Origin of the sequence: Pseudomonas sp. HY7a-MNA-CIBAN-0227 (genome assembly GCF_040310325.1) — a bacterium.
Lineage (GTDB): Bacteria > Pseudomonadota > Gammaproteobacteria > Pseudomonadales > Pseudomonadaceae > Aquipseudomonas.
In genome coordinates, this window is the sequence record NZ_JBEOPT010000014.1 from 73,183 (window position 1) to 98,833 (window position 25,651).

Annotated in this window: 21 protein-coding genes; 1 reads left to right on the forward strand and 20 read right to left on the reverse strand. The window is 59.9% G+C overall.

Translation table 11 applies throughout. The features are described 5' to 3' along the window. Window positions 1-34 precede the first annotated feature (34 nt). Window positions 35-1,777, forward strand: a complete 1,743-nt coding sequence (locus AAEZ06_RS21115; RefSeq protein WP_133100255.1) for an ABC transporter substrate-binding protein — start codon at window positions 35-37, stop codon at window positions 1,775-1,777. Between the two features lie 166 nt (window positions 1,778-1,943). Here the strand turns inward: AAEZ06_RS21115 and nuoN are convergent, their stop codons facing one another. The 20 genes from nuoN to mnmA form a co-directional block, all read right to left on the reverse strand. Further along, entirely contained in the window at window positions 1,944-3,407 is a 1,464-nt protein-coding gene (gene nuoN / locus AAEZ06_RS21120; RefSeq protein ID WP_350616047.1) for an NADH-quinone oxidoreductase subunit NuoN, read from the reverse strand. 7 nt (window positions 3,408-3,414) lie between these two features. Continuing rightward, window positions 3,415-4,947 carry an NADH-quinone oxidoreductase subunit M gene (gene nuoM / locus AAEZ06_RS21125; RefSeq protein ID WP_149414133.1) on the reverse strand — a complete coding sequence of 511 codons (1,533 nt, stop codon included), beginning with the start codon at window positions 4,945-4,947 and terminating at the stop codon, window positions 3,415-3,417. Window positions 4,948-4,986: 39 nt separating this feature from the next. Beyond that, window positions 4,987-6,840: an NADH-quinone oxidoreductase subunit L gene (gene nuoL / locus AAEZ06_RS21130; RefSeq protein ID WP_149414134.1), complete on the reverse strand. Its 1,854-nt coding sequence runs from the start codon at window positions 6,838-6,840 to the stop codon at window positions 4,987-4,989. Then, the gene (gene nuoK, locus AAEZ06_RS21135; RefSeq protein ID WP_003174727.1) at window positions 6,837-7,145 is read right to left on the reverse strand and encodes an NADH-quinone oxidoreductase subunit NuoK; all 309 of its coding nucleotides are present in this window, start codon (window positions 7,143-7,145) and stop codon (window positions 6,837-6,839) included. The genes nuoL and nuoK overlap by 4 nt, the downstream gene beginning before the upstream one ends. 2 nt (window positions 7,146-7,147) lie before the next feature. Then, the gene (gene nuoJ, locus AAEZ06_RS21140; protein WP_133100251.1) at window positions 7,148-7,651 is read right to left on the reverse strand and encodes an NADH-quinone oxidoreductase subunit J; all 504 of its coding nucleotides are present in this window, start codon (window positions 7,649-7,651) and stop codon (window positions 7,148-7,150) included. Window positions 7,652-7,660: 9 nt separating this feature from the next. Then, entirely contained in the window at window positions 7,661-8,209 is a 549-nt protein-coding gene (nuoI, locus tag AAEZ06_RS21145) for an NADH-quinone oxidoreductase subunit NuoI (RefSeq protein ID WP_149414135.1), read from the reverse strand. An 11-nt stretch (window positions 8,210-8,220) separates the two neighbouring features. Then, window positions 8,221-9,228 (reverse strand): NADH-quinone oxidoreductase subunit NuoH, encoded by a 1,008-nt coding sequence (nuoH, locus tag AAEZ06_RS21150; RefSeq protein ID WP_133100250.1) that lies wholly within the window; start codon window positions 9,226-9,228, stop codon window positions 8,221-8,223. Then, window positions 9,225-11,939 (reverse strand): NADH-quinone oxidoreductase subunit NuoG, encoded by a 2,715-nt coding sequence (nuoG, locus tag AAEZ06_RS21155; RefSeq protein ID WP_350616051.1) that lies wholly within the window; start codon window positions 11,937-11,939, stop codon window positions 9,225-9,227. Before nuoG ends, nuoH begins: the two co-directional genes overlap by 4 nt. 135 nt (window positions 11,940-12,074) lie before the next feature. Beyond that, window positions 12,075-13,430, reverse strand: coding sequence for an NADH-quinone oxidoreductase subunit NuoF (gene nuoF / locus AAEZ06_RS21160; RefSeq protein ID WP_149414137.1), 1,356 nt, complete (start codon window positions 13,428-13,430; stop codon window positions 12,075-12,077). Continuing rightward, window positions 13,427-13,924: an NADH-quinone oxidoreductase subunit NuoE gene (gene nuoE / locus AAEZ06_RS21165; RefSeq protein WP_149414138.1), complete on the reverse strand. Its 498-nt coding sequence runs from the start codon at window positions 13,922-13,924 to the stop codon at window positions 13,427-13,429. Before nuoE ends, nuoF begins: the two co-directional genes overlap by 4 nt. A 2-nt stretch (window positions 13,925-13,926) precedes the next feature. Then, on the reverse strand, window positions 13,927-15,711 hold the full coding sequence (gene nuoC / locus AAEZ06_RS21170) for an NADH-quinone oxidoreductase subunit C/D (RefSeq protein WP_133100246.1): 1,785 nt from the start codon (window positions 15,709-15,711) through the stop codon (window positions 13,927-13,929). 72 nt (window positions 15,712-15,783) lie between these two features. Continuing rightward, the gene (locus AAEZ06_RS21175; protein ID WP_133100245.1) at window positions 15,784-16,458 is read right to left on the reverse strand and encodes a NuoB/complex I 20 kDa subunit family protein; all 675 of its coding nucleotides are present in this window, start codon (window positions 16,456-16,458) and stop codon (window positions 15,784-15,786) included. 10 nt (window positions 16,459-16,468) lie between these two features. Beyond that, entirely contained in the window at window positions 16,469-16,882 is a 414-nt protein-coding gene (locus AAEZ06_RS21180; RefSeq protein WP_133100244.1) for an NADH-quinone oxidoreductase subunit A, read from the reverse strand. 1,151 nt (window positions 16,883-18,033) lie between these two features. Next, complete coding sequence (gene aceA / locus AAEZ06_RS21185; RefSeq protein ID WP_133100243.1) at window positions 18,034-19,359, reverse strand: isocitrate lyase; 1,326 nt, start codon at window positions 19,357-19,359, stop codon at window positions 18,034-18,036. 482 nt (window positions 19,360-19,841) lie between these two features. Further along, the gene (locus AAEZ06_RS21190; protein ID WP_149414864.1) at window positions 19,842-20,567 is read right to left on the reverse strand and encodes a secretin N-terminal domain-containing protein; all 726 of its coding nucleotides are present in this window, start codon (window positions 20,565-20,567) and stop codon (window positions 19,842-19,844) included. A gap of 145 nt (window positions 20,568-20,712) precedes the next feature. Beyond that, on the reverse strand, window positions 20,713-21,135 hold the full coding sequence (locus AAEZ06_RS21195) for a GNAT family N-acetyltransferase (RefSeq protein WP_133100240.1): 423 nt from the start codon (window positions 21,133-21,135) through the stop codon (window positions 20,713-20,715). Further along, window positions 21,128-22,294, reverse strand: coding sequence for a ribosomal protein uL16 3-hydroxylase (locus AAEZ06_RS21200; RefSeq protein ID WP_149414863.1), 1,167 nt, complete (start codon window positions 22,292-22,294; stop codon window positions 21,128-21,130). The genes AAEZ06_RS21195 and AAEZ06_RS21200 overlap by 8 nt, the downstream gene beginning before the upstream one ends. A gap of 83 nt (window positions 22,295-22,377) precedes the next feature. After that, the gene (purB, locus tag AAEZ06_RS21205; RefSeq protein ID WP_149414862.1) at window positions 22,378-23,748 is read right to left on the reverse strand and encodes an adenylosuccinate lyase; all 1,371 of its coding nucleotides are present in this window, start codon (window positions 23,746-23,748) and stop codon (window positions 22,378-22,380) included. A gap of 126 nt (window positions 23,749-23,874) precedes the next feature. Next, complete coding sequence (gene hflD, locus AAEZ06_RS21210; protein WP_133100237.1) at window positions 23,875-24,498, reverse strand: high frequency lysogenization protein HflD; 624 nt, start codon at window positions 24,496-24,498, stop codon at window positions 23,875-23,877. Next, window positions 24,495-25,619 carry a tRNA 2-thiouridine(34) synthase MnmA gene (gene mnmA / locus AAEZ06_RS21215; RefSeq protein WP_149414861.1) on the reverse strand — a complete coding sequence of 375 codons (1,125 nt, stop codon included), beginning with the start codon at window positions 25,617-25,619 and terminating at the stop codon, window positions 24,495-24,497. Before mnmA ends, hflD begins: the two co-directional genes overlap by 4 nt. Window positions 25,620-25,651: the final 32 nt, after the last annotated feature.

Below are 25,651 nucleotides of genomic sequence, written 5' to 3' on the forward strand. Positions count from 1 at the left end.
GCACCCCCACTCTGTACTTAACCAGGAGGTCTCTATGTTCGACAAAAACAATAAGCTGCGACATAGCATTTCATTGGCGGCCGTGCTGGCGCTCAGCGGGTTGAGCGCTGCAGCCTGGGCCGATGCCTACGAGGACGCGGCGAAAAAATGGATCGGCAGTGAGTTCAAACCGTCCACCCTGACCGAAGCCCAGCAGCTCGAAGAGTTGAAGTGGTTTATCAAGGCGGCCGAGCCGTTTCGTGGGATGAAGATCAACGTGGTGTCGGAAACCCTGACCACCCACGAGTATGAATCCAAGGTGCTGGCCAAGGCTTTCAGCGAAATCACCGGGATCAAGCTGACCCACGACCTGTTGCAGGAAGGCGACGTGGTGGAGAAGCTGCAAACCCAGATGCAGTCCGACAAGAACATCTATGACGGCTGGGTCAACGACTCGGATTTGATCGGTACGCACTTTCGCTACGGCAAGACTGAATCCATCACCGATCTTATGGCCAACGAAGGCAAGGACTTCACCTCGCCGACCCTGGACCTCAAGGACTTCATCGGCATTTCCTTCACCACCGCGCCGGACGGCAAGATCTACCAGTTGCCCGACCAGCAGTTCGCCAACCTGTATTGGTTCCGCGCCGACTGGTTCGAGCGTGCGGACCTGAAAGCCAAGTTCAAGGAAAAGTACGGCTATGAGTTGGGCGTGCCAGTGAACTGGTCGGCCTATGAAGACATCGCCAAGTTCTTCACCGAAGACGTCAAGGAAATCGACGGCAAGCGCGTCTACGGGCACATGGACTATGGCAAGAAAGACCCGTCTCTGGGCTGGCGTTTCACCGATGCCTGGTTCTCCATGGCTGGTGGTGGCGACAAAGGCTTGCCTAATGGCTTGCCGGTGGACGAATGGGGCATTCGCGTCGAGGATTGCCATCCGGTGGGCTCCAGCGTCACCCGGGGCGGCGACACCAATGGCCCGGCGGCGGTCTTTGCCACGCAGAAGTATGTCGACTGGATGCGCGCCTACGCGCCGCCGGAAGCAGCGGGCATGACCTTCTCCGAATCCGGGCCGGTGCCGTCCCAGGGCAACATCGCCCAGCAGATATTCTGGTACACCGCCTTTACTGCCGACATGACCAAACCCGGCCTGCCGGTGATGAATGCCGACGGCACGCCGAAGTGGCGCATGGCGCCATCGCCGCGTGGGCCGTATTGGGAGGAGGGCATGAAGCTGGGGTATCAGGACGTGGGTTCCTGGACCTTCCTCAAGTCGACACCGGAGAAACAGAAACTGGCGGCCTGGCTCTATGCCCAGTTTGTGACCTCGAAAACCGTGTCGCTGAAGAAAACCATCGTCGGCCTGACGCCGATCCGCGAGTCTGACATCAACTCCCAGGCCATGACCGACCTGGCACCGAAGCTTGGCGGGCTGGTGGAGTTCTATCGCAGCCCGGCCCGTGTGCAATGGACACCGACCGGGACCAACGTGCCGGATTATCCACGCCTGGCCCAACTGTGGTGGAGCCATATTTCGGAAGCCGCCAGCGGCGAGAAAACCCCGCAACAGGCGCTGGACGGTTTAGCCAAGGACCAGGACGCCATCATGACGCGTCTGGAACGCTCCAAGGTGCAGCCGATCTGCGGGCCGAAGATGAACCCGGAGCGCGATGCGCAATACTGGTTTGATCAGCCTGGGGCGCCGAAGCCGAAACTGGCGAACGAGAAGCCCAAGGGTGAAACGGTCAACTACAACGAGTTGCTCAAGTCGTGGGAGGCGGCGCGTAAGTAAGAGGGGGCGTTAGTAGAACGGCACCGTGAGGTGCCGTTTTTTGTGGTGTTTCTGCTACCGCTATCGCGATAGCAATAGACGTCGCGCGGCCCCTCTTGGATCTATTCCCAGAAACGCAAAACGGCACCCGAAGGTGCCGTTCTATTTACTGCAATCGCCTAAACGATCAACCCGCCATCACCGCATGCTGCACCAAGGTGAGCAACGGTTGTGGGTAGACGCCGAGGAAGAACGCCAACAAGGCGATCGCCAGCAGCATCACGCCGCCGGCTTTCTGTTCCCAGTGCAGTTCGGCGTCGACACGGCGCAGGTTTGGCTCGATCAGGTACAGCGTCACCATCACGCGCAGGTAGTAGAAAACGCCGATGGCGCTGCCCAATACCAGCGAAGCCACCAGCCACCATTCGTGCGCTTCAACACCGGTAGCCACAATGTAGAACTTGCCGATGAAGCCAGCGGTCAGTGGGATACCGGCCAGGGACAGCATCATCATGGTCAACACGGCAGTCAGGTACGGGCGGCGCCAGAACAGGCCGCGATACTCGTACAGGGCGTCGGCGTCGCGGCCTTTGTAAGGCGAGGACATCAGCGTGATCACGCCGAACGCGCCAAGGCTGGTGATCACGTAGGTGACCAGATAGACGCCGATGGCTTCCACCGCCAGGCCCTTGCTTGCCACCAGGGCGATCAACAGATAGCCGAAGTGAGCGATGGACGAATAACCCAGCAGGCGCTTGAGGTTGTTCTGGGTCAGGGCCAGTAGGTTACCGAACAGGATCGACGCGATGGCGATGATGGTCAGCACGTCGCTCAGTACACCGGTGTTGGCTGCAGGCGAGATCTGGAACAAACGCACCATCACTGCAAACACCGCGACTTTCGAGGCGGTAGCCAGGAAAGCAGCGACTGGCGCCGGGGCGCCTTCGTACACGTCCGGGGTCCACAGGTGGAACGGCACCAGCGACAGCTTGAACGCCAGGCCGATCAACATCATTGCCAGGCCCAACTGGGCAATTGGCGCAGGCATGCTGGTGGCGGCCAGGGCGTGACCGATACCGCTGAAGCTCAGGCTGCCAGCTTCGGCGTAGAGCAGCGCCATACCGAACAACAGGAACGCGGAACCAGCCGCCGACAGCACCATGTACTTGATGCCGGCTTCCAGGGAGCGCTTGTTGAAGAAGGCGTAGGCCACCAGGCCGTAGGTCGGGATCGACAGCAGTTCCAGGCCGATGAACAAGCCGGCCAGGTGTTGCGCGCTGACCAGGACGATACCGCCGGTGGCAGCCAGCAGGATCAGCAGATACAGCTCTTCGCGGTTGCCTGGGTAACCGGTGCCGCCTTCGCCGAGGTAGGCGTGGGCGAGGGTGACGCAGGCCAGAGTGGCGACGAGGATCAACGCGATGTACAGCAGCGCGAAGTCATCGACCATCAACAGCGGGGTGACCGCCAGTGGCGCGACCTTGAGTGCCGGGATGATCGACAGCAAAGCCAGGTTCAGGCCCGCCACCGAAATCAGGAAGGTCTGCGAGTGGTTGCGGCGCCAGGCGATCGCCAGCATCACCGTTACAACGGTGAGGCTGGTGATCAGCAGCGGCGCAAGCGCGATAAAATGTTGGATCGTGAATTCCATAGCGCTCTTACCGGGCCGAAGCGAGTTGAGTGAAGGCGGTGCCGAACCATTGCTGCACGCCATGCATCGTTGCGGCAGAGGTATCGAGGAACGGCTGCGGGTACACGCCGATGTAGATCAGCAGCACTGCAAGGCCGAGCACCATGATCAGTTCGCGAGCATCCAGGCCATGCAACACGGCGTCCGACTTGGACGGACCGAAGTAGGCACGGTGGATCATGATCAGCGAGTAGACCGAACCGAACACCAGGCCGGAGGTAGCGATAGCACTGACCCACGGTGTATTGACGAACGCACCCATCAGGATAAGGAATTCGCCAATGAAGTTGCCGGTACCCGGCAAGCCCAGGGACGCGGCGGCGAAGAACAGGCTGATGGCCGGCAGGTAGGCGATACGCGACCACAGGCCGCCCATCTCACGCATGTCACGGGTGTGCAGACGCTCATACAACTGGCCACTGAGGATAAACAGTGCCGCCGCCGAAACGCCGTGAGCCAACATCTGGATCACTGCACCTTGCAACGCGACCTGGCTGCCGGAGTAGATGCCGATCAGTACGAAGCCCATGTGGGAAACGGACGAGAAGGCGATCAGACGCTTGATGTCGGTCTGGGCGAAGGCCAGGAACGCACCGTAGAAGATCCCGATCAGACCGAGGGTCATGGCGATCGGCGCAAACTCGGCCGAGGCATTCGGGAACAGCGGCAGGGCGAAACGCAGCAAGCCGTAGGCCGCGGTCTTCAACAGGATACCGGCCAGGTCCACGGAACCGGCGGTCGGCGCCTGGGCGTGAGCGTCAGGCAACCAGGAGTGGAACGGCACCACCGGCAGCTTCACCGCGAAGGCGATGAAGAAGCCCAGCATCAAGATGTACTCGGTGGTCAGGGACATCTTGGTTTTCAGTAGCGTGGCGTAATCAAAAGTGATTACCCCGGTGCTGTTGAAGTTGACCAGTACCAGGCCGAGGATCGCCACCAACATGATCAGGCCGGAAGCCTGGGTGAAGATGAAGAACTTGGTCGCCGCGTAGATCCGGGTTTTCTTGCCGTCCGAAGAACTGTGACCCCAGAGCGCGATGAGGAAGTACATCGGCACCAGCATCATTTCCCAGAAGAAGAAGAACATGAACAGGTCGAGGGCGAGGAACACGCCGACAACACCGCCCAAAATCCACATCAGGTTCAGGTGGAAGAAGCCCACGTGATGCTGAATCTCTTTCCAGGAGCAGAGTACCGAGAGGATACCCAGCAGGCCGGTCAGCAGGATCATCAACAGCGACAGGCCATCGAGGGCCAGGTGCACGTTGATGCCAAAGCGCGGGATCCAGATGTGCTTGAACTCAAGCGCCCAGGTGGGATCGGCGCCAGGCGCCGGAGCAAATGAATAGTCGCCATGGGCCCACAGCCAGAGGCCGAGAGCGAGTTCCAGGGACATGGTCAGCAACGCAATCCAGCGGGGCAGGGTAGCGCCGAAGCGCTCACCCATCCAGCAGAGCAGGCCGCCGATAAAGGGAATCAGGATTAGCCAGGGCAGAATCATGACGGGCTCGTTTCCTTTCGCAAGTTCGCAAAGTTCATATCAGACCGCTACCACAACGATGGCGCCGATCACCAGCACGGCACCGGCCGCCATGGAAGCTGCATACCAGCGCAACTGGCCAGTCTCGGTGCGGCTCAGGGCGGTGTGACCAGCCTTGGCAGCACGCGGGATCAAACCGATGGTCTGGTCGAACGGGTCTTTGCGCAGTACGTGGCTGATCGCAAGGTAAGGCTTGACGAACAGTTTGTCGTAGACCCAGTCGAAGCCCCAGGCAGCGAACCACCAGGCCGAAAGGAAGCGGCCAATGGCACTGTTGGCAACGGCGGTGACGAAGCGACGCTTGCCGAGGAACAGCAGTGCCGCCAGCAGGATACCGGCCAGGGCGATGGCGCCCGAGGCGATTTCCAGGCTGTGCTTGGCGTCGCCGCCGGCATGGCCGACGCTTTGTGGTAACACGCCAGCCAGTGGCGGGGTGATCATGGCGCCGACGAAGGTCGACAGGATGATCAGCACCGACAGTGGCAGCCAGTGGGAGATGCCATGGCCCGCGTGGGCTTCGGTCTTCGCTTCACCGTGGAACGCGATGAAGATCAGGCGGAAGGTGTACAACGAGGTCATGAACGCACCCACCAGGCCTGCATACAGCAGTCCCTGGTTACCGCTGGCAAAGGCTTCCCAAAGGATTTCGTCTTTGGAATAGAAGCCTGCGGTCACCAATGGCAAGGCCGACAAGGCCGCGCCGCCGACGATAAAGCTGGTGTAGGCCAGTGGCAGCTTCTTCCACAGGCCGCCCATCTTGAAGATGTTCTGCTCATGGTGGCAGGCAACAATCACCGCACCGGAGGCAAGGAACAGCAGGGCCTTGAAGAAGGCGTGGGTCATCAGGTGGAAGATCGCGCCTTCCCAGGCACCAATGCCCAGGGCCAGGAACATGTAGCCGATCTGGCTCATGGTCGAGTAGGCGAGGATGCGCTTGATGTCGGTCTGAACCAGTGCAGCGAAACCGGCGAGCACCAGGGTCACACCACCGACGATGCCGACAAGATGCAGGACGTCCGGCGCCAGGGTGAACAGGCCGTGGGTACGGGCGATCAAGTAGACACCGGCGGTTACCATCGTCGCGGCGTGGATCAGTGCCGAAACCGGAGTAGGACCGGCCATCGCGTCCGCCAGCCAGGTTTGCAGTGGCAGTTGCGCGGATTTACCGACAGCGCCGCCCAGCAGCATCAGGGTCGCCAGGGTGATCCAGAAGTCACCGACCTGGAATTTCTGCGGCGCGAGCACCAGCAGTTCCTGGATATTCAACGTACCCAACTGTTGGAACAGGATGAACAGGCCGATGGCCATGAACACGTCGCCGATACGGGTGACGATAAAGGCCTTGAGTGCCGCGTTACCGTTGTTGCGGTTGCTGTAGTAGAAACCGATCAACAGGTACGAGCACAGGCCCACACCTTCCCAGCCGAAGTACAGGAACAACAGGTTATCACCCAGCACCAGGAACAGCATGCTGGCGATAAACAGGTTGGTGTAGGCGAAGAAGCGCGAGTAACCGGCTTCACCGCGCATGTACCAGGAGGCGAACAGGTGGATCAGGAAACCCACGCCCACCACCACGCCAAGCATGGTGATCGACAGGCCGTCGACGTAGAGGGCGAAGTTGGGCTTGAAGCCCTCCACCGACATCCACTGCCACAGCACCAGGGTGTAGTGACCACCCTCGGGCGGCGCGACGTTGAATTGCCAGATGACGTAGGCGGCGACAATCGCCGACAAGCCAATGGACCCGACGCCGATCAGGGCCGAGAGATTTTCCGAGAGACGTCCACGGGAGAACGACAGCAGCAGAAAACCGATCAGGGGAAATACGAAAGTCAGAAAGATCATGTTCATCCGCGCATCTCACTGGCAGCGTCGATATCAAGCGTGTGGAAGCGACGATACAGTTGCAGCAGAATCGCCAGGCCAATACTGGCCTCGGCGGCTGCCAGGCTGATCACCAGGATGAACATGACTTGTCCATCCGGCTGGCCCCACCTTGCACCTGCCACGATGAACGCCAGTGCAGCGGCGTTCATCATGATTTCCAGGCTCATCAACACGAAGAGAATGTTGCGGCGCACCATCAGGCCGACCAGGCCAAGGCAGAACAGGATGCCGGCGACCGCCAGACCATGCTCCAAAGGGATAGCAGGCATCATCATTGCTCCTTGGCTTCGTTGCGGCCCAAGTGGAAGGCGGTGATGGCTGCGGCAAGCAGCAGCATCGAAGCCAGTTCGACCACCAGCAGGTACGGGCCGAACAGGCTGATGCCCACGGCCTTGGCGTCTACGGTGGTGTGGCCGATGGCGTGGCCGCTCTGGTGAGCGAACAGCACATACAGCAGCTCGCCAAGCAGCAGGGCTGCCAGGATCACCGGGCCGATCCAGATGCCGGGTTTGAGCCAGACGCGCTCCTGGGCGACCGAAGCCGGCCCCAGGTTGAGCATCATCACCACAAACACGAACAGCACCATGATGGCGCCAGCGTAGGCGATCACTTCCAGCACACCGGCGAACGGTGCGCCGAGGCTGAAAAAGGTCATGGCCACGGCGATCAGCGAAATGATCAGGTAGAGCAGGGCGTGCACGGGGTTCGTGTTGGTGATCACGCGAAGCGTGGCCACTACTGCAATACCCGATGCGAAATAGAAAGCGAATTCCATCTTTCTTCCTTAAGGCAGCAAGCTCTTCACGTTGATCGGCTCGGCTTCGTTTTGCGCGGAGCCTTTTGGCTTACCGGCAATGGCCATACCTGCAACACGATAGAAGTTGTAATCAGGGTTTTTACCGGGACCAGAGATCAGCAGATCTTCTTTCTCGTACACCAGGTCCTGACGTTTGAACTCGGCCATTTCGAAATCCGGTGTCAGCTGGATCGCGGTGGTCGGGCAGGCTTCCTCACAGAGACCGCAGAAAATGCAGCGCGAGAAGTTGATACGGAAAAACTCCGGGTACCAACGACCGTCTTCGGTTTCAGCTTTCTGCAGGGAGATGCAGCCCACCGGGCACGCCACGGCGCACAGGTTGCAGGCCACGCAGCGCTCTTCGCCGTCGGGGTCGCGGGTCAGGACGATACGGCCGCGATAGCGCGGCGGCAGGTACACCGCTTCTTCCGGGTATTGCAGGGTGTCGCGTTTGCGAAAGCCGTGACCGAACACCATCACCAGGCTTCGCAACTGGGTACCGGTACCCTTAACGATGTCGCCAATATATTTGAACATGGGTCAAATCCTCACTGAACCGCGCCCGCTGGCGTGTTCAACAACACAACGGCAGCAGTCACCAGCAAATTGATCAGGGTCAGCGGCAAGCAGAACCTCCAGCCGAAATCCATCACCTGGTCATACCGTGGACGCGGGATGGCAGCGCGCAGCAGGATGAACAGCATGATGAAGAACGAGGTCTTCAAGACGAACCAGAGGAAAGCCAGTTGCGGCAGGATGCCGAACGGACCGTGCCAGCCACCGAAGAACAAGGTCACCAGCAGCGCCGAGATCAAGATGATGCCGATGTACTCACCGACGAAGAACATGCCCCATTTCATGCCGGCGTATTCAATGTGATAACCGTCGGCCAGTTCCTGTTCCGCTTCCGGCTGGTCGAAGGGGTGACGGTGAGTCACGGCTACGCCTGCGATGAAGAAGGTACAGAAGCCGAAGAACTGCGGAATGATGAACCACAGGTTCTGCGCCTGGTACTCGACGATGTCGCGCATGTTGAACGAGCCGACCTGCACCACGATGCCCATCAGGGCCAGGCCCATGAACACTTCGTAGGACACGGTCTGGGCCGAGGCCCGCAAGGCGCCCAGCAGGGCGAACTTGTTGTTACTGGCCCAACCGGCGAACAGCACCGCATAGACCGACAGACCGGCCATGGCGAAGAAGAACAGCAAGCCGATGTTCAGGTCCGCCACGCCCCAGGTCGGGGTGATCGGGATGATTGCGAAGGCAATCAGCAAGGCGCTCATGGCCACGACCGGTGCCAGGGTGAAGATCACCTTGTCGGCAAACGGCGGGGTCCAGTCTTCCTTGAAGAACATTTTCAGCATGTCGGCGGCGATCTGGAACATGCCGAACGGGCCAACGCGGTTCGGACCGTAACGGTCCTGCCACCAGCCCAGCAGTCGACGTTCGACGAAGCTGAGCAGGGCGCCCGCGACCACCACGGCCAGCAGGATCACGATGGCCTTGACGACCGCAATGATCACGTCGATCACTTCAGGGGTGAACCAGGTCATTGCGCTGCCTCCTGCAGACCGTCAACGATAAAGCCTGCAATTGCCGGCGGGATACCGGCGATACCTGCTGGCAATGCCACCAGGCCGGCGCCCAGCTCTTCGTTGATGCGCAGCGGCAGACGCAGGGTCTGGCCGCCTACGTTCAAGCTGAGCAGGGCACCGTCGTTGACGCCCAGGCGATCGGCTTCCGACTTGGCCAAGGCTACATAAGCAGCCGGGATGCGCTCTTGAACCGGCGCGGCCTTGGAAGAGTTCTCTTCGCTGCCGAACAGGTGGAAGAACGGCACGACCTGCCATGTACCCTGGGCCGGGTTGAAGGCGCGTGGAACATTGGCGAACCAGTTCAGCGAGTCACCCTGGCTTTCGATCAAGCGGGTGCCTGGGTCGCCAGCGCGGATATGACCACCGACTTCGTCCTGGAACTTGTTCCAGGCTTGCGGCGAGTTCCAGCCCGGCGACCAGGCGAACGGCACCTGCTGGCGAGGCTCGACCGAGCCCGAGTAACCTTCCATGGAGAAGGCGAACGCGGTGTCGTTGTCTTGCGAAGTACGCGGTTCATGCACGCTGATGTCGGCGCGCATGGCGGTACGACCGGAATAACGCAACGGTTCACGGGCCAGTTTCATACCTTTGATGCGGAACGAGGCGGACGGTGCAGCGTCGACGATGCGGGCCAATTGCGGCGTGCTGGAAGCGCAGGCTGCGGTGACGTGGTCCAGTAGGGTCCAGTCGATTGGCTGGTTCAGCAAGGTGGCGCGCAGGGCATGCAGCCAGCGCCAGCCTTCGTGAACCAGGATGCTCGCGTCGAGGTACTTCGGATCGAACACTTGGAAGAAGCGCTGGGCGCGGCCTTCCTGGCTGACCAGAGTACCGTCGCCTTCAGCGAAGCTTGCCGCTGGCAGTACCAGGTGGGCACGGTCGCTGGTGGCGGTTTTCTGGTGGTCGGCAACGATCAGCACTTTGGCCGCGTTTAGCGCAGCGTCAACCTTGGCTGCGTCAGTGCGGGTGTACAGATCGTTTTCCAGCACCACGATGGCATCGCTGCTGCCGTCGATCACGGCTTGCAGGGCGGCGTCCAGGGACTCGCCACCCAGCATGGCCAGGCCGAGGCTGTTGGCTTCTGGCACGATCAGGCTGATGGAACCGTTCTTCTCGCGCAGCTTGAGGGCCTTGGCGATGTTGGCCGCGGCTTCGATCAGCGCCTTGGAACCCAGGGAGGTACCGGCGATGATCAGTGGGCGCTTGGCCGCCAGCAGGGCGTCGGCGATGCGCTTGGCCAGTTCAAGGGCTTCGGCGTCCAGGCCCTCAACGGCAGGCGCGCTGGCGTCGATGGCATGGGCCACGGCAAAACCGATGCGGGCGAGATCGTCAGGCGCGGCGTGAACGCACTCTTCGGCGATATCGTCGAGCTTGGTTTCAGCCAGGCTTGCGATAAACAGCGGGTTCAGCGCGTTCTGGCCGATGTTTTTCACCGCCGCGTCGAGCCATGGCTGGACGCGCAGGGCGTCGGCCATGTCTTCAGCCTTGCCCTTGACCGACTGGCGCAGGGCCAGGGCCATGCGGGCGGCGGTCTGGGTCAGGTCTTCACCGAGGACGAAGATCGCGTCATGGTCTTCGATGTCGCGCATGTTTGGCACAGGCAGCGGGCTGTCGTTCAGCACTTGCAGGACCAGGCGGATGCGTTCCAGTTCAGCGGCTTCGATACCCGAGTAGAAGTGCTCGGCGCCTACCAGTTCGCGCAACGCGTAGTTGCTTTCGAGGCTGGCGCGGGGCGAACCGATACCGACGATGTTGCGACCGCGCAGCAGGTCAGCGGCTTTATCCAGCGCCTGGTCCAGGCTCAGCTTGGCACCATCGGCCAGCAGCGGTTGGCGTGGACGGTCTTCGCGGTTGACGTAGCCATAGCCGAAACGGCCACGGTCGCACAGGAAGTACTGGTTGACCGAACCGTTGAAGCGGTTTTCGATACGACGCAGTTCACCATAGCGCTCGCCAGGGGAGATGTTGCAACCGCTGGAGCAGCCATGGCAGATGCTCGGCGAGAACTGCATGTCCCACTTGCGGTTGTAGCGCTCGGAGTGAGTCTTGTCGGTGAACACACCGGTTGGGCAGACCTCGGTGAGGTTGCCGGAGAACTCGCTTTCCAGCACGCCATCTTCAACGCGACCGAAGTACACGTTGTCGTGGGCGCCGAACACACCGAGGTCGGTGCCGCCGGCGTAGTCCTTGTAGAAGCGCACGCAGCGGTAGCAAGCGATGCAGCGGTTCATTTCGTGGGAAATGAACGGGCCCAGTTGCTGATTCTGGTGAGTACGCTTGGTGAAGCGATAACGGCGCTCGTTGTGGCCAGTCATCACGGTCATGTCTTGCAGGTGGCAGTGACCGCCTTCCTCGCAGACCGGGCAGTCGTGCGGGTGGTTGGTCATCAGCCATTCAACGACGCTGGCGCGAAACACTTTCGCTTCTTCGTCGTCGATGGAAATCCAGCTGCCGTCGGTGGCGGGGGTCATGCAGGACATGACGATCCGACCACGCTTGTCATTCTCGTCGGTGTACTGCTTGACCGCGCACTGGCGGCAAGCGCCAACGCTGCCAAGGGCGGGGTGCCAGCAGAAATAAGGGATATCGAGGCCTAGCGACAGACACGCCTGTAACAGGTTGTCTGCCCCATCGACTTCGAGCTCTTTGCCGTCTACGTGGATAGTGGCCATGGTTCAAAGTTCTTCGTTGGCCCGGTGTCAGCGGGCGTGGCTAATGGAATCTTGTTATTCATGTGAATCAACACAGCCTTAAAGGCGTCATCACATGAGAAAGCGAAGGGCACGGACCTTTCGCCTTGTTAAGCGTTACGCGCCGACTACGATCGGCCTCGCCAGAGGCGGGACGGCGGCGCTGGTGGGCGCGATGCCGGCTTCGAACTCCGAACGGAAGTATTTGATTGCGCTGCCCAATGGCTCCACGGCGCCCGGTGCGTGAGCACAGAAGGTCTTGCCAGGGCCGAGGAAGCCGACCAGACCCAACAGGGTCTCGATGTCACCGGGCTGACCTTCGCCTTTCTCGATGGCCATCAAGAGCTTGACGCTCCATGGCAAACCATCGCGGCAAGGCGTGCAGAAGCCGCAGGATTCGCGGGAGAAGAACTGCTCCATGTTGCGCAGCAAGGAGACCATGTTGACGCTGTCGTCCACCGCCATGGCCAGGCCGGTACCCATGCGGGTGCCCACCTTGGCGATGCCGCCGGCATACATTTGTGCGTCCAGGTGCTCGGGCAACAGGAAGCCGGTACCGGCGCCGCCTGGCTGCCAGGCCTTGAGGGTGTAACCGTCGCGCATGCCGCCGGCGTAGTCTTCGAACAACTCGCGACCGGTGATGCCGAATGGCAACTCCCACAAGCCAGGGTTCTTGACCTTGCCGGAGAAGCCCATGAGCTTGGTGCCCATGTCTTCACTGCCTTCGCGGGCCAACGATTTGTACCAGTCCACGCCGTCGGCAATGATCGCCGGCACGTTGCAGAGGGTTTCAACGTTGTTTACGCAAGTCGGCTTGCCCCACACACCGACGGCGGCAGGGAAGGGCGGCTTGGAGCGCGGGTTGGCGCGGCGGCCTTCGAGGGAGTTGATCAGTGCGGTTTCTTCACCGCAGATGTAACGCCCTGCGCCGGTGTGGACGATCAGCTCGAAATCAAAACCGCTGCCCAGGATGTTCTTGCCCAAAAGGCCGGCTGCCTTGGCTTCTTCCACTGCACGGTTCAAGTGCTTGGCGGCGGTGGTGTATTCGCCACGCAGAAAGATGTAGCCACGGTAGGTTTTCAGCGCTCGGGCACTGATCAGCATGCCTTCGATCAGCAGATGGGGCAGTTGCTCCATCAGCATGCGGTCTTTCCAGGTGTTGGGCTCCATTTCATCCGCGTTGCACAGCAGGTAGCGGATGTTGATGGATTCGTCCTTGGGCATCAGGCCCCACTTCACGCCCGTGGGGAAGCCTGCACCGCCGCGGCCTTTCAGGCCTGCGTCTTTCACGGTCTGGACGATGTCGTCCTGGGCCATGTCGGCAAAGGCTTTGCGCGCGGCAGCGTAACCGTTCTTGGCCTGGTACTCGTCGAGCCAAACGGCTTCGCCATCGTCACGCAGGCGCCAGGTCAGCGGGTGAGTCTCGGCCGAACGCTTGATGCGGTTGGCAGGACCGAAGGAAGTCAGGGTCATGGGTAGCCCTCGAGCAATTGGGCGACGCCAGCAGTTTGCACGTCACCGAATGTGTCGTCGTCGATCATCAACGCCGGCGCCTTGTCGCAGTTGCCCAGGCAGCACACCGGCAGCAGGGTAAACCGGCCGTCAGCGGTGGTCTCGCCCAGGCCGATGCCCAGCTTGCTCTGGATTGCGCCGACCACGGACTCGTGGCCGCCGATATAGCAGACCATGCTGTCGCACACGCGAATGATGTGGCGGCCCACCGGTTGGCGGAAGATCTGGCTGTAGAACGTAGCCACGCCTTCAACGTCGCTGGCGGGGATGCCGAGTATCTCGCCGATGGCGTAGATGGCACCGTCTGGCACCCAGCCACGTTCCTTCTGGACGATCTTCAAGGCTTCGATCGACGCCGCGCGCGGGTCTTCGTAGTGATGCAGCTCGTGCTCAATGGCCGAGCGTTCGGTTTCACTCAAGGTAAAACGGTCTGTCTGGATAAGCGTGCTGTTCATGCTTAGCGGTCCACGTCGGCCATAACGAAATCGATACTACCCAGGTACGCAATCAAGTCCGAGACCATGCTGCCTTTGATCACCGAAGGGATCTGCTGCAGGTGCGGGAAGCTTGGGGTGCGAATCCGGGTGCGGTAGCTCATGGTGCCGCCATCGCTCGTCAGGTAATAACTGTTGATACCCTTGGTCGCTTCAATCATCTGGAAGGACTCGTTGGCCGGCATTACCGGGCCCCACGAGACTTGCAGGAAGTGCGTGATCAGGGTTTCGATGTGCTGCAGGGTGCGCTCTTTAGGCGGCGGCGTGGTTAGCGGGTGATCCGCCTTGTACGGGCCTTCCGGCATGTTGCGCATGCACTGGTCGATGATTTTGATGCTCTGGCGCATCTCTTCGACGCGCACGATGCAACGGTCGTAGGCATCGCCATTGGCCGCCAGCGGGACTTCGAACTCGAAGTTCTCGTAGCCGGAGTACGGGCGTGCTTTACGCAGATCGAAATCACAACCGGTGGAACGCAGGCCGGCACCCGTGACGCCCCATTCCAGGGCCTCTTTGGTGTTATAGGCAGCGACGCCGATGGTCCGACCCTTGAGGATACTGTTGTCCAGGGCGGCTTTCTGGTACTCATCGAGGCGTTTTGGTAGCCACTCGACGAAGTCTTTCACCAGTTTTTCCCAGCCGCGCGGCAGGTCATGCGCAACGCCGCCGATGCGGTACCAGGCCGGGTGCAGACGGAAACCGGTGATAGCTTCGATCACCGTGTAAGCCTTCTGGCGGTCGGTGAAGGTGAAGAACACCGGCGTCATCGCACCAACGTCCTGGATATAGGTACCCAGGAACAGCAGGTGGCTGGTGATCCGGAAAAACTCGGCCATCATGATGCGGATGGTGTCGACTTTGTCCGGCACCTTGATGCCGGCCAGCTTCTCGACCGCGAGCACGTACGGCAGGTTGTTCATCACACCGCCGAGGTAATCGATACGGTCGGTGTACGGGATGAAGCTGTGCCAGGACTGGCGCTCGGCCATCTTCTCGGCACCACGGTGGTGGTAGCCAACGTCCGGCACGCAGTCGACGATTTCTTCGCCGTCCAGTTGCAGGATGATGCGGAAGGCACCGTGAGCCGAAGGGTGGTTCGGGCCCAGGTTGAGGAACATGTAGTCCTCGTTGGTGCCGGAGCGTTTCATGCCCCAGTCTTCCGGACGGAAGCGCGCGGCTTCTTCTTCAAGCTGCTGCTTGGCCAGGGTCAGGCTGTACGGATCGAATTCAGTGGCGCGGGCAGGGAAGTCCTTGCGCAGCGGGTGACCTTCCCAGGTCGGCGGCATCATGATGCGCGACAGGTGCGGGTGGCCGGGGAAATCGATGCCGAACATGTCCCACACTTCACGCTCGTACCAGTTGGCGTTTGGCCAGATACCGGTCACGGTCGGAATGCTCAAGTCGCTCTCGGAGAGGGCAACCTTGATCATCACGTCGCTGTTACGTTCCAGCGACATCAGGTGATAGAACACGGTGAAGTCGGCGCCGCTCGGCAGCCCCTGGCGCTTGGTACGCAGGCGTTCGTCCACGCCATGCAGGTCATAGAGCATGACGTACGGCTTGGGCAGGTTGCGCAGGAAGCTCAGGACTTCGACAAGCTTGGCACGCGCCACCCACAGCACCGGCATACCAGTACGCGTGGCCTGGGCGGTGAAGGCGTCAGGGCCAAAACGGTTATTGAGTTCGACGACCACATCCTGGTCGTCTGCCTTGTAAGGCGGGATGTACAGAGCACTGCCTGTAGTCATGGTTTTTTATCGCTTTCGGTCAACGTAAAGAATGAAGCCAGGTTTTCGTTCTATAAAAGAAGCGGCTCTGGATCAGACTTCGTCGGGGCTGCGCAGGTTGGTGACCTGAATACGCTGTTCGCGGCGCTGTTCCTTTTGTGACGGCATCTCGGCGCGGTATACGCCTTGATCTCCGACAACCCAGGAAAGTGGGCGACGCTCCTTGCCAATCGATTCCTGCAACAGCATCAAGCCTTGCAGAAATGCTTCAGGGCGGGGCGGGCAGCCAGGCACGTAGACGTCCACGGGCAGGAACTTGTCCACCCCCTGAACAACGGAGTAGATGTCGTACATGCCACCGGAGTTGGCGCACGAACCCATGGAGATAACCCACTTTGGTTCGAGCATTTGCTCGTAGAGACGCTGAATGATCGGCGCCATCTTGATAAAGCAGGTACCGGCGATAACCATGAAATCCGCCTGGCGCGGCGATGCCCGGATAACTTCGGCGCCAAAGCGCGCGATGTCGTGGGGCGCCGTGAAGGCGGTGGTCATTTCCACGTAGCAGCAGGAAAGGCCGAAGTTGTACGGCCACAGGGAGTTTTTACGCCCCCAGTTGACCGCGCCGTTCAGCACGTCTTCCAGCTTGCCCATGTAGATGTTTTTGTGGACTTGGTCTTCTAACGGATCGGAAACGGTTTCCCGCTCGCCGATGGGGTACTGCTCGTTAGGAGCATCCGGGTTGATCCTGGTGAGATTGTATTGCATCGCCAAAGCCTCATTGTTTCAGCTTCGCTTGCCGCTTGCGACGAGCTTCCGGAGCCCAGTCAAGGGCGCCCACTCGAAATAGGTAGACAAGGCCTGCCAACAGAATTGCTATGAAAACGAGAGCTTCGACGAATCCGGTCCAGCCACTTTCGCGGACGGACACAGACCAGGCAAAGAGAAAAAGGGCTTCGATATCGAAGATCACGAAGAGCATCGCGACCAGATAGAATTTGGCTGAGAACCGCAAGCGGGCGCCACCTGTAGGTAGCATGCCGGACTCGAACGGTTCGTTTTTGCTGCGACCCCAGGCTTTTGACCCCAGGAGGCTGGATACACCGAGCATGAAGGCGCAAAGGCCGACGACACCCAAAAGGAAAATGGCAAAGCCCCAGTTGTGGGCCATGAGTCCTGTCGCTTCGGGCATGCTGGTAATCCTTAACAGAGAGCAAGGGTCTCTGAGCTTGATAAAGAAATAAAGCAGTGACGATATGTCGCAGAGCAATCAATCGCGGTGATTTTATGGCTAAACACCGGGCAAGTAAAATTCCGAGAGCGAATTTATTCGATGGAATAAGGACATAGTGCACCTTTGTGGGGCTGCAGCCCATACGCTACGGGCATTAGCTTGATTTTCATCAATTATGTTTTGTTTAACGAGTAATGAAGTTTCTGCCCTCCAAATGATAATGACTATTGTTTGAGCGGATTTTAAACGGGTGTTGGGTGTGTTACGGGAGAAGTTGTTGTTACTTGCCCGTTTGGCCCAAGTTGGTAAAGGGGATCTTTTAACCGAATCTTCCGAAGCGAATACCGCTCTGGATCAATGTTCTGCGAAAATTCTGGCGCTGGGCGCATTTCCAGTGAGAGTCGGGCTTGTTGTGCCGAGTGGGCTTGTCGGATCACCGAACCGCCGCGTTGGAGCGCGGAGCACTCCCTGGCCGGCCACTGTGATTTATCAGAAAGACCGCAGTGATCTTACTGGGGCTACTGCGCAGCCCAGCGCGGGCAAGCCCGCTCGCCACAGGGAATTTACACATCAGCTAGCGCCCATCCGCTTTTGCTTTTCACCACTCAGGTCGGCTACCAGGCCGCCGTGCTTTTGCTTTTGATCTAAGGCGCCCCGTTAACCACGATGGCTGAACGCAGGCATTGATCCGTGGGTAAACCGGCAGGACGCCGGTTTAGCCGCGCTGGGCCAGGGATGGCCCATCGCGGCGGCCCACGGAGTAATGCCGCAGAGAAGGCATGCCGAGCCTAAGCGAGGCACCAAGTGGTGGGGCAAGAGCCTTTGGCTACTTTGGGCTTTTCAAAGTGACACGTCGTAAGGACGTAACCCTAATCCGCCCTGACCAAAATAACGGATATATACCCAGCCCAGCCCGCAACCCCAAAACCCTGCCGGCAAAGATGCGTAGATACCCATGCACCTATGAGGCAAGCCACACATTTGATCTTCGGTGTGCCAGGGAGATCTTCGCAGGCAAAAAAAACGCCCCGAACCAGTCGGGGCGTCAGATCGTGCGGCACTGCGGTTAGCTTTTTATCGGGTCCGCAATGGCCGTGTACTCAGGTTACTCAGTGGAACTGTTCTTCTTCGGTCGAGCCGGTCAGCGCGGTTACGGACGAGGAGCCGCCCTGAATTACGGTGGTCATGTCGTCGAAGTAGCCAGTGCCCACTTCCTGCTGGTGCGCCACGAAGGTGTAACCCTTGGAGGCATCAGCGAATTCCTGCTCCTGCAGTTTCACGTAGGCAGTCATGTCGTTGCGGGCGTAGTCGTGCGCCAGGTTGAACATGCTGTGCCACATGTTGTGAATGCCGGCCAGGGTGATGAACTGGTGCTTGTAGCCCATGGCGGACAGTTCGCGCTGGAACTTGGCGATGGTCGCGTCGTCCAGGTTTTTCTTCCAGTTGAAGGAAGGCGAGCAGTTGTAGGACAGCAGTTGGTCCGGGTATTCCTTCTTGATCGCTTCAGCAAAGCGACGAGCTTCGTCCAGATCTGGCTTGGCGGTTTCGCACCAGATCAGGTCGGCGTACGGTGCGTAGGCCAGGCCGCGAGCGATAGCCTGGTCAAGGCCGGCGCGTACTTTGTAGAAGCCTTCCTGGGTGCGTTCGCCAGTCACGAATGGCAGGTCGTACGGGTCGCAATCCGAAGTCAGCAGGTCTGCTGCGTTGGCGTCGGTACGGGCCAGGATGATGGTCGGTGTACCGGCAACGTCAGCCGCCAGACGGGCAGCGGTCAGCTTCTGTACGGCTTCCTGGGTAGGAACCAGTACCTTGCCGCCCATGTGGCCGCATTTCTTCACGGAAGCTAGTTGGTCTTCGAAGTGAACGCCGGCAGCGCCTGCCTCGATCATGCTCTTCATCAGCTCGTAGGCGTTCAGTACGCCGCCGAAGCCGGCTTCGGCGTCAGCCACGATTGGCGCGAAGTAGTCGATGTAGCCTTCATCGCCCGGGCCTTTACCGGCTTTCCACTGGATCTGGTCGGCGCGGCGGAACGAGTTGTTGATGCGCTTGACCACGGTTGGCACGGAGTCCACCGGGTACAGCGACTGATCTGGGTACATGGATTCTGCGGAGTTGTTGTCCGCAGCCACTTGCCAGCCAGACAGGTAGATCGCCTGGATACCGGCCTTGACTTGTTGCACAGCCTGGCCGCCGGTCAGGGCGCCCATGCAGTTGACGAAATCTTTATCGGGACGGAAGGACGGCTTGGCGCCCTGGGTCACCAGGTTCCACAGCTTCTCGGCGCCCAGTCTTGCAAAGGTGTGCTCAGGTTGAACCGAGCCGCGCAGGCGGACGACGTCAGCAGCGGAGTAAGCGCGTGTCACGCCTTTCCAGCGTGGGTTTTCAGCCCAATCTTTTTCGAGGGCTGCAATTTGCTGTTCGCGTGTCAGTGCCATGGAGATAAACCTCGTCGCATAGGTCTGGGTGGAAAAATCCTGTTGCCAGCCGCGCATTCAGTGCGTGGGCGTGGCTGCTCGCTGACCAGAGGCTTAGGCTTGGCGGGGACTGCGACGGGATGAACGATGAGCTCAAGGGGGAAGTGAGCAGGTAGAGGCGAACCGAGAACTGTCTTCGGGCATCGTGGGCCCTTGTACGATCCATCAGTGTATTGCCGGGTTACCTGGTTAGCTTCCGTCCCTCGGGACAACTTCGTTCCAGTCGCAACCTCGTCAAACACACCTTGTGGGCGGGTACAGACACGAATCGGCTCAAGTGGGTAGCTAAGAGCTGCGATCCGAAGGCCCTTGCCAGGGCCTCTGATTAGCGGGAGCGAGGCCATCATGCCCATGCTTTTTTGGATCGTCAAATGTTTTGTAGTGCTTTTTTTCAAGCACTACATCTTTAGTCTAAGACGACTAATCAGTCAGTTTTTGGTGCTTCAGTTCAATGTGTCGACTTTGACCCGCAAGGTCAGGTCATCCCTGCCCTGAGTCGAGTAGGTGCGGGTTGCGCCCTGTTTGTCGGCCTGGGTCTGACGATTGATCCCGGCCAGGGTGATCCATTCGCCCAGGCGGCCGCTGACGGTTGTGTCGGTACTTTGTACGTTCACTACATCGGGACGTTCCTGGCTCATGCGGTCACGATTGGTACTGATGCTCAGGTGGACGGTTTCGCCGGTGACGCTGGCAGTGACGTAGAAACCCTGGGTGACGTTGCGATATTGGGTCTGGTTTTGCGGGCGGCCGTAGGTGTCGGGTTGGGTTGTGGTGAGAGGTACGCTCTGGCCCACCTGGATCAGCGCCGGCACGCCTTCGCTGGCCTGGATCTGCTGGATGCCGCCGTCGCGGCTTTCAGTGCTGTAGGTAATGACTTGGTTGTTGGTTTGCTGATTGTTTTCATTAGTGTCGACGGTGATCAGCAGGCGCTTGGACGGTATGTCCAGTTGCGCGAGGAGGGCGCGCAAGCCCTGGATCTTGTCTGGCTCGGCGTTGACAATCAATTGATTGCCATAGGCGCTGACGGTGCCGTCCTTGCCGATAAAGTTCTGTGCCACTGGCAGCAGGTCGGCGCTGGTGCGATTACTCAGGGGCACGACTTCGGTGGCGGCCATCACCGAGAAGCTGGTGGTCAGGAGCAGGGCTGTGAGTAGGGTGCGTAGGGACATGTCCGTTATCTCTGCGAATAAATGAAGCCCCTAGGAGCTGTCGAGTAAAACGAGGCTGCGATGGGCCACCATAGCAAAATGCCCCGCTATCGACATGATAGCGGGGCATTTTGTGGTGTTGCTTATTGGGGCTTGGAGGCTTGGATCAGCCCTCACGCACCATATCAACATGAGGAATCCCTACTTCCAGGAACTCTTCGCTGACGATTTTAAAGCCCAGCCGCTCATAAAAAGGCGTCGCATGAACCTGGGCGCTAAGGATCTGTTTGGCCTGGCCGCGCTTCTGGGCCTCACCAATCACCGCATCCATCAGTGCATCGCCGACCTTCAGTCCGCGCCAGTCCTTGAGGACCGACACACGGCCGATCTCGCCGCTGGGCAGCAAGCGGGCGGTACCGACAGGAAAGTCGCCTTCCAGCGCGAGGAAATGCACCGCGCCAGCGTCGTCAGCATCCCATTCCAACTCAGGCGGAACTGATTGTTCGGCGATAAACACCGCTTCACGAATACGCCGAATCTCGGCGTTGTCCTTTAGCCAGTCCGCGACACGTACGCGAATCTTATTCATCGGCAAACCCCAGGCTTCCTTGCTTGACCAGTTCGCAGAGCAGATCACGGCCCTCTTCATCCGCCAACCAAGGGCCGAGGTTGTCGACGTGCAGCGAATCGGCGGCGCAAACCATTTTCAACAGATCCCGCAGCTTGCCCGGCAACAGACGGCTATGGCCGCTGGCGAAGAGCAGCAGGTCGTCATCCACTTCCGACCATGCCAGGCGTGCGCTTGGGTTGCGAATCAGTACGGCGCCCTGTTCCAGGCTGCTCAGCAGGTCGTCTTCTTCCAGTTCCGGGCCTACTACCAGTTCGGGATAGCGCGGTTCGGTCATGAACTGTCCGAACCAGGTCAGCAGCATGCGCTCGTCGCTCATGTGCTCGGCCAACAGCCCCTTGAGGCGATCAAGGGCGTCGCTTTGGATCTGGTGCGGATCACTCACGGGCTGGGCGTCGGCGTCGGTGTAGCGCTCTTCATCCGGCAGGTACTGGCTGAGGAAGTCGGTGAAGTGGGTCAGCACTTCAGCGGCGCTCGGGGCGCGGAAGCCCACCGAGTAGGTCAGGCAGTCATCCACGGCAACACCGCAGTGGGCCAGGCGCGGTGGCAGGTAGAGCATGTCTCCCGGCTCCAGCACCCATTCTTCGGTGGCTTCGAAGTTGGCGAGGATGCGCAGGTCGGCGTGCTGCAGCAGCGGGCTTTCGGAGTCGCACATCTGGCCGATTTTCCAGTTGCGCTTGCCGGCGCCTTGCAGCAGGAACACATCGTAGTTGTCGAAGTGCGGGCCAACGCTACCGCCAGGGGCGGCATAGCTGATCATTACGTCGTCGATGCGCCAGCTCGGCAGGAAACGGAAGTTTTCCAGCAATTCGGCAACTTCCGGGACGAACTGGTCGACAGCCTGTACCAGCAGAGTCCAGTCACGCTCGGGCAAGGCGCTGAAGGCATCTTCGGCGAACGGGCCGCGACGCAGCTCCCACGGACGCTCGCCGTGCTCGATCACCAGGCGCGACTCGACTTCTTCTTCCAGGGCCAGGCCGGCCAATTCATCGGCATCGATCGGGCTTTCGAAATCGGGAATGGCCTGGCGGATCAGCAGCGGTTTCTTCTGCCAGTAGTCGCGCAGGAATTCCCGTGCAGTGATGCCGCCCAGAAGTTGAAGAGGAATATCAGGATTCATGTGTAACCTATTGAAAAAAAGCACTTTTAAGACGGGAATAAAAACGCCCGGCGCTGCCGGGCGTCTCAAGGGTCTTGCAGCAATCAGATGCGTTTGGCTTGTGCCACAGCGTTGCCGATGTAGTTGGCCGGGGTGAGCAGTTTCAGCTCAGCCTTGGCGGCGGCTGGCATGTCCAGACCGTCGATGAACGTTTGCAGTGCGTCGCAGGTGATGCCCTTGCCGCGAGTCAACTCTTTGAGCTTCTCGTAAGGGTTTGCGATGTTGTAACGACGCATCACGGTCTGGATCGGCTCGGCCAGGACTTCCCAGCAAGCGTCCAGCTCAGCGGCGATTTTCTGCGCGTTGAGTTCCAGCTTGCTGATGCCTTTGAGGCTGGCTTCGTACGCGATCACGCTATGAGCGAAGCCCACGCCGAGGTTGCGCAGTACGGTGGAGTCGGTCAGGTCGCGCTGCCAGCGGGAGATAGGCAACTTGCTGGCCAGGTGCTGGAACAGGGCGTTGGCGATACCGAGGTTGCCTTCGGAGTTTTCGAAGTCGATCGGGTTGACCTTGTGGGGCATGGTCGACGAACCGATTTCACCGGCAATGGTGCGCTGCTTGAAGTAGCCCAGGGAGATGTAGCCCCAGATATCGCGATCAAAGTCGATCAGGATGGTGTTGAAGCGCGCAATGGCGTCGAACAGCTCGGCGATGTAGTCGTGCGGCTCGATCTGCGTGGTGTAGGGGTTGAAGCCCAGGCCCAGCTCGTCTTCGATGAAGGCGCGGGCGTTTTCTTCCCAATCGATCTCAGGGTAGGCACAAATGTGCGCGTTATAGTTGCCGACGGCGCCGTTGATCTTGCCCAGCAGCGGTACGGCAGCGACTTGAGCGATTTGACGCTCCAGGCGGTATACCACGTTGGCCAGTTCTTTACCCAGGGTGGTCGGCGAGGCCGGTTGACCGTGAGTGCGCGACAGCATTGGCACGTCGGCAAAGCGGATAGCCAGCTCACGAATGGCCTCGCTGGTCTGGCGCATCAGAGGCAGCATGATGTCATCACGGCCTTCACGCAGCATCAGGGCGTGGGACAGGTTGTTGATGTCCTCGCTGGTGCAGGCAAAGTGGATGAATTCGCTGACCTGGGCCAGCTCTGGCAGTTTGGCCGCTTGTTCCTTGAGCAGGTACTCAATGGCTTTGACGTCGTGGTTGGTGGTGCGCTCGATCTCTTTGACACGCTCGGCGTGCTCCAGAGAGAAGTTTTCCGCCAGGGTGTTCAGTACAGCGTTGGCTTCGGCTGAAAACGCCGGCACTTCGCTGATGGCGGGGTGAGCAGCCAGGCGCTGGAGCCAGCGCACTTCAACCAGAACGCGTGCACGGATCAACCCGTATTCGCTGAAAATAGGGCGCAGGGCCTGGGTTTTGCCGGCGTAGCGGCCGTCAACAGGGGAAACCGCAGTGAGCGAAGAAAGCTGCATGGGGTGCTCTCGGACAGTCGGGCAACGAAATGGGGCGCGTATCATACATGAAAAAATTCGCCGGTCCGCTGCCAACTGACCGGCGTATTACGCGTAACGAGGTGATAAGGGGCCTGTATCTGCGACTTATTCGTTGCGCATCAACGGGTAAAGCTCTTTAAGTAATTTGCGACGGCTAATGACCAGCTGCCAACGATGACCGCCCAATTGCCGCCACAACCGCGCCGAACGAATACCAGCCAACAGCAGGGCACGGATTTTCGAGGCGTTGTTCGGTTGTTGCAGATTGCGCATGTCGCCGTGGACCTGGATGCGCTGGCGCAAGGTGCTCAAGGTGTCCTGGTACAGCGCGCCACAGGCTGCGATCACATTTTCGTGGGCCGGGCCGAAGTGCTCGACCTGAGACTGAATCTGCGGCAGGCGCTTGCCGATGGTTTCCAGCAGGTCGTCGCGCTTGGCCAGTTGCCGCTCCAGGCCGAGCATCGACAGGGCGTAGCGCAGTGGCTCGCGCTGCAGGGTGTTTGGGTCGCGCTCCAGGGCACCGATCAGGGCGCGATAACCTTCGCGCAGGGCCAGGTCGTCACCGCCGTAGACTTCCAGGGTGTCTTTTGGGTCGCGGATCAGCAGGCTGCCAAGCATGCAGGTTAGGCCCGCTTCGGTAACCTGGCCGGTCTTGGCGATTTTATCCACCAGCACGGCGGCAAGAAATACGCCGCCCAATGCCGTCAATTGCTCCTGGGTCGGGCTCATGCCTTGCTGCTCCAGGGTTCGGCGACTTCAATCACGCCGCCTCCCAGGCAAATCTCTGCGTCATAGAACACCACCGATTGCCCCGGTGTGACCGCGCGTTGCGGGTCGTCGAAGGTGGCGCGGTAGCCGTTGGCGGTTTTTTCCAGGGTGCACGGCTGGTCGCTCTGGCGATAGCGCACCTTGGCGGTCAGGCGGCGCGGCGTGCTCAGGTCCACCGGGTTGACCCAGTAGATGTCAGAGACGAGCAGGGCGCGGGAGAACAGGTACGGGTGGTCATTGCCCTGGCCAACGATCAGTTCGTTGTGCTCCAGGTCCTTGATCAACACGTACCACGGCTCGTCACTGGCGTCTTTCAGGCCGCCAATGCCCAGGCCCTGGCGCTGGCCGATAGTGTGGTACATCAGGCCGTGGTGCTGGCCGATGACTTCGCCTTCGGTGGTCTTGATCTCGCCCGGTTGCGCTGGCAGGTATTGTTTGAGGAAGTCACTGAAGCGGCGCTCGCCGATAAAGCAGATCCCAGTGGAGTCTTTCTTCTTGGCGGTCGCCAGTTCGTGTTTTTCGGCGATCTTGCGCACTTCGGGCTTTTCCAGTTCGCCGACCGGGAACAGCGTCTTGGCGATTTGTTCACCGCCAACAGCGTGCAAGAAGTAGCTCTGGTCCTTGTTTTGGTCCAGGCCCTTGAGCAGTTCGGTGCGGCCGTCTACATCGCGGCGACGCACGTAGTGGCCCGTCGCAATCAGGTCAGCGCCGAGGATCATGGCGTAGTCAAGGAACGCCTTGAACTTGATCTCGCGGTTACACAGGATGTCCGGGTTCGGCGTGCGACCGGCCTTGTATTCAGCCAGGAAGTGCTCGAACACGTTGTCCCAGTACTCGGCGGCAAAGTTGGCGGTGTGCAGCTTGATGCCGATCTTGTCGCAGACGGCCTGGGCATCGGCCAGATCGTCCATGGCGGTGCAATATTCCGTTCCATCGTCTTCTTCCCAGTTCTTCATGAACAGGCCTTCCACCTCATAACCCTGCTCCATCAGCAGGACGGCGGAAACGGAAGAATCCACGCCGCCGGACATACCGACGATGACGCGCTTCTTTTGTGTGTCAGAAGGGGCTGGATCACGCATAGGATTTCAACGGGTGTCTTTAAAAAGGACGC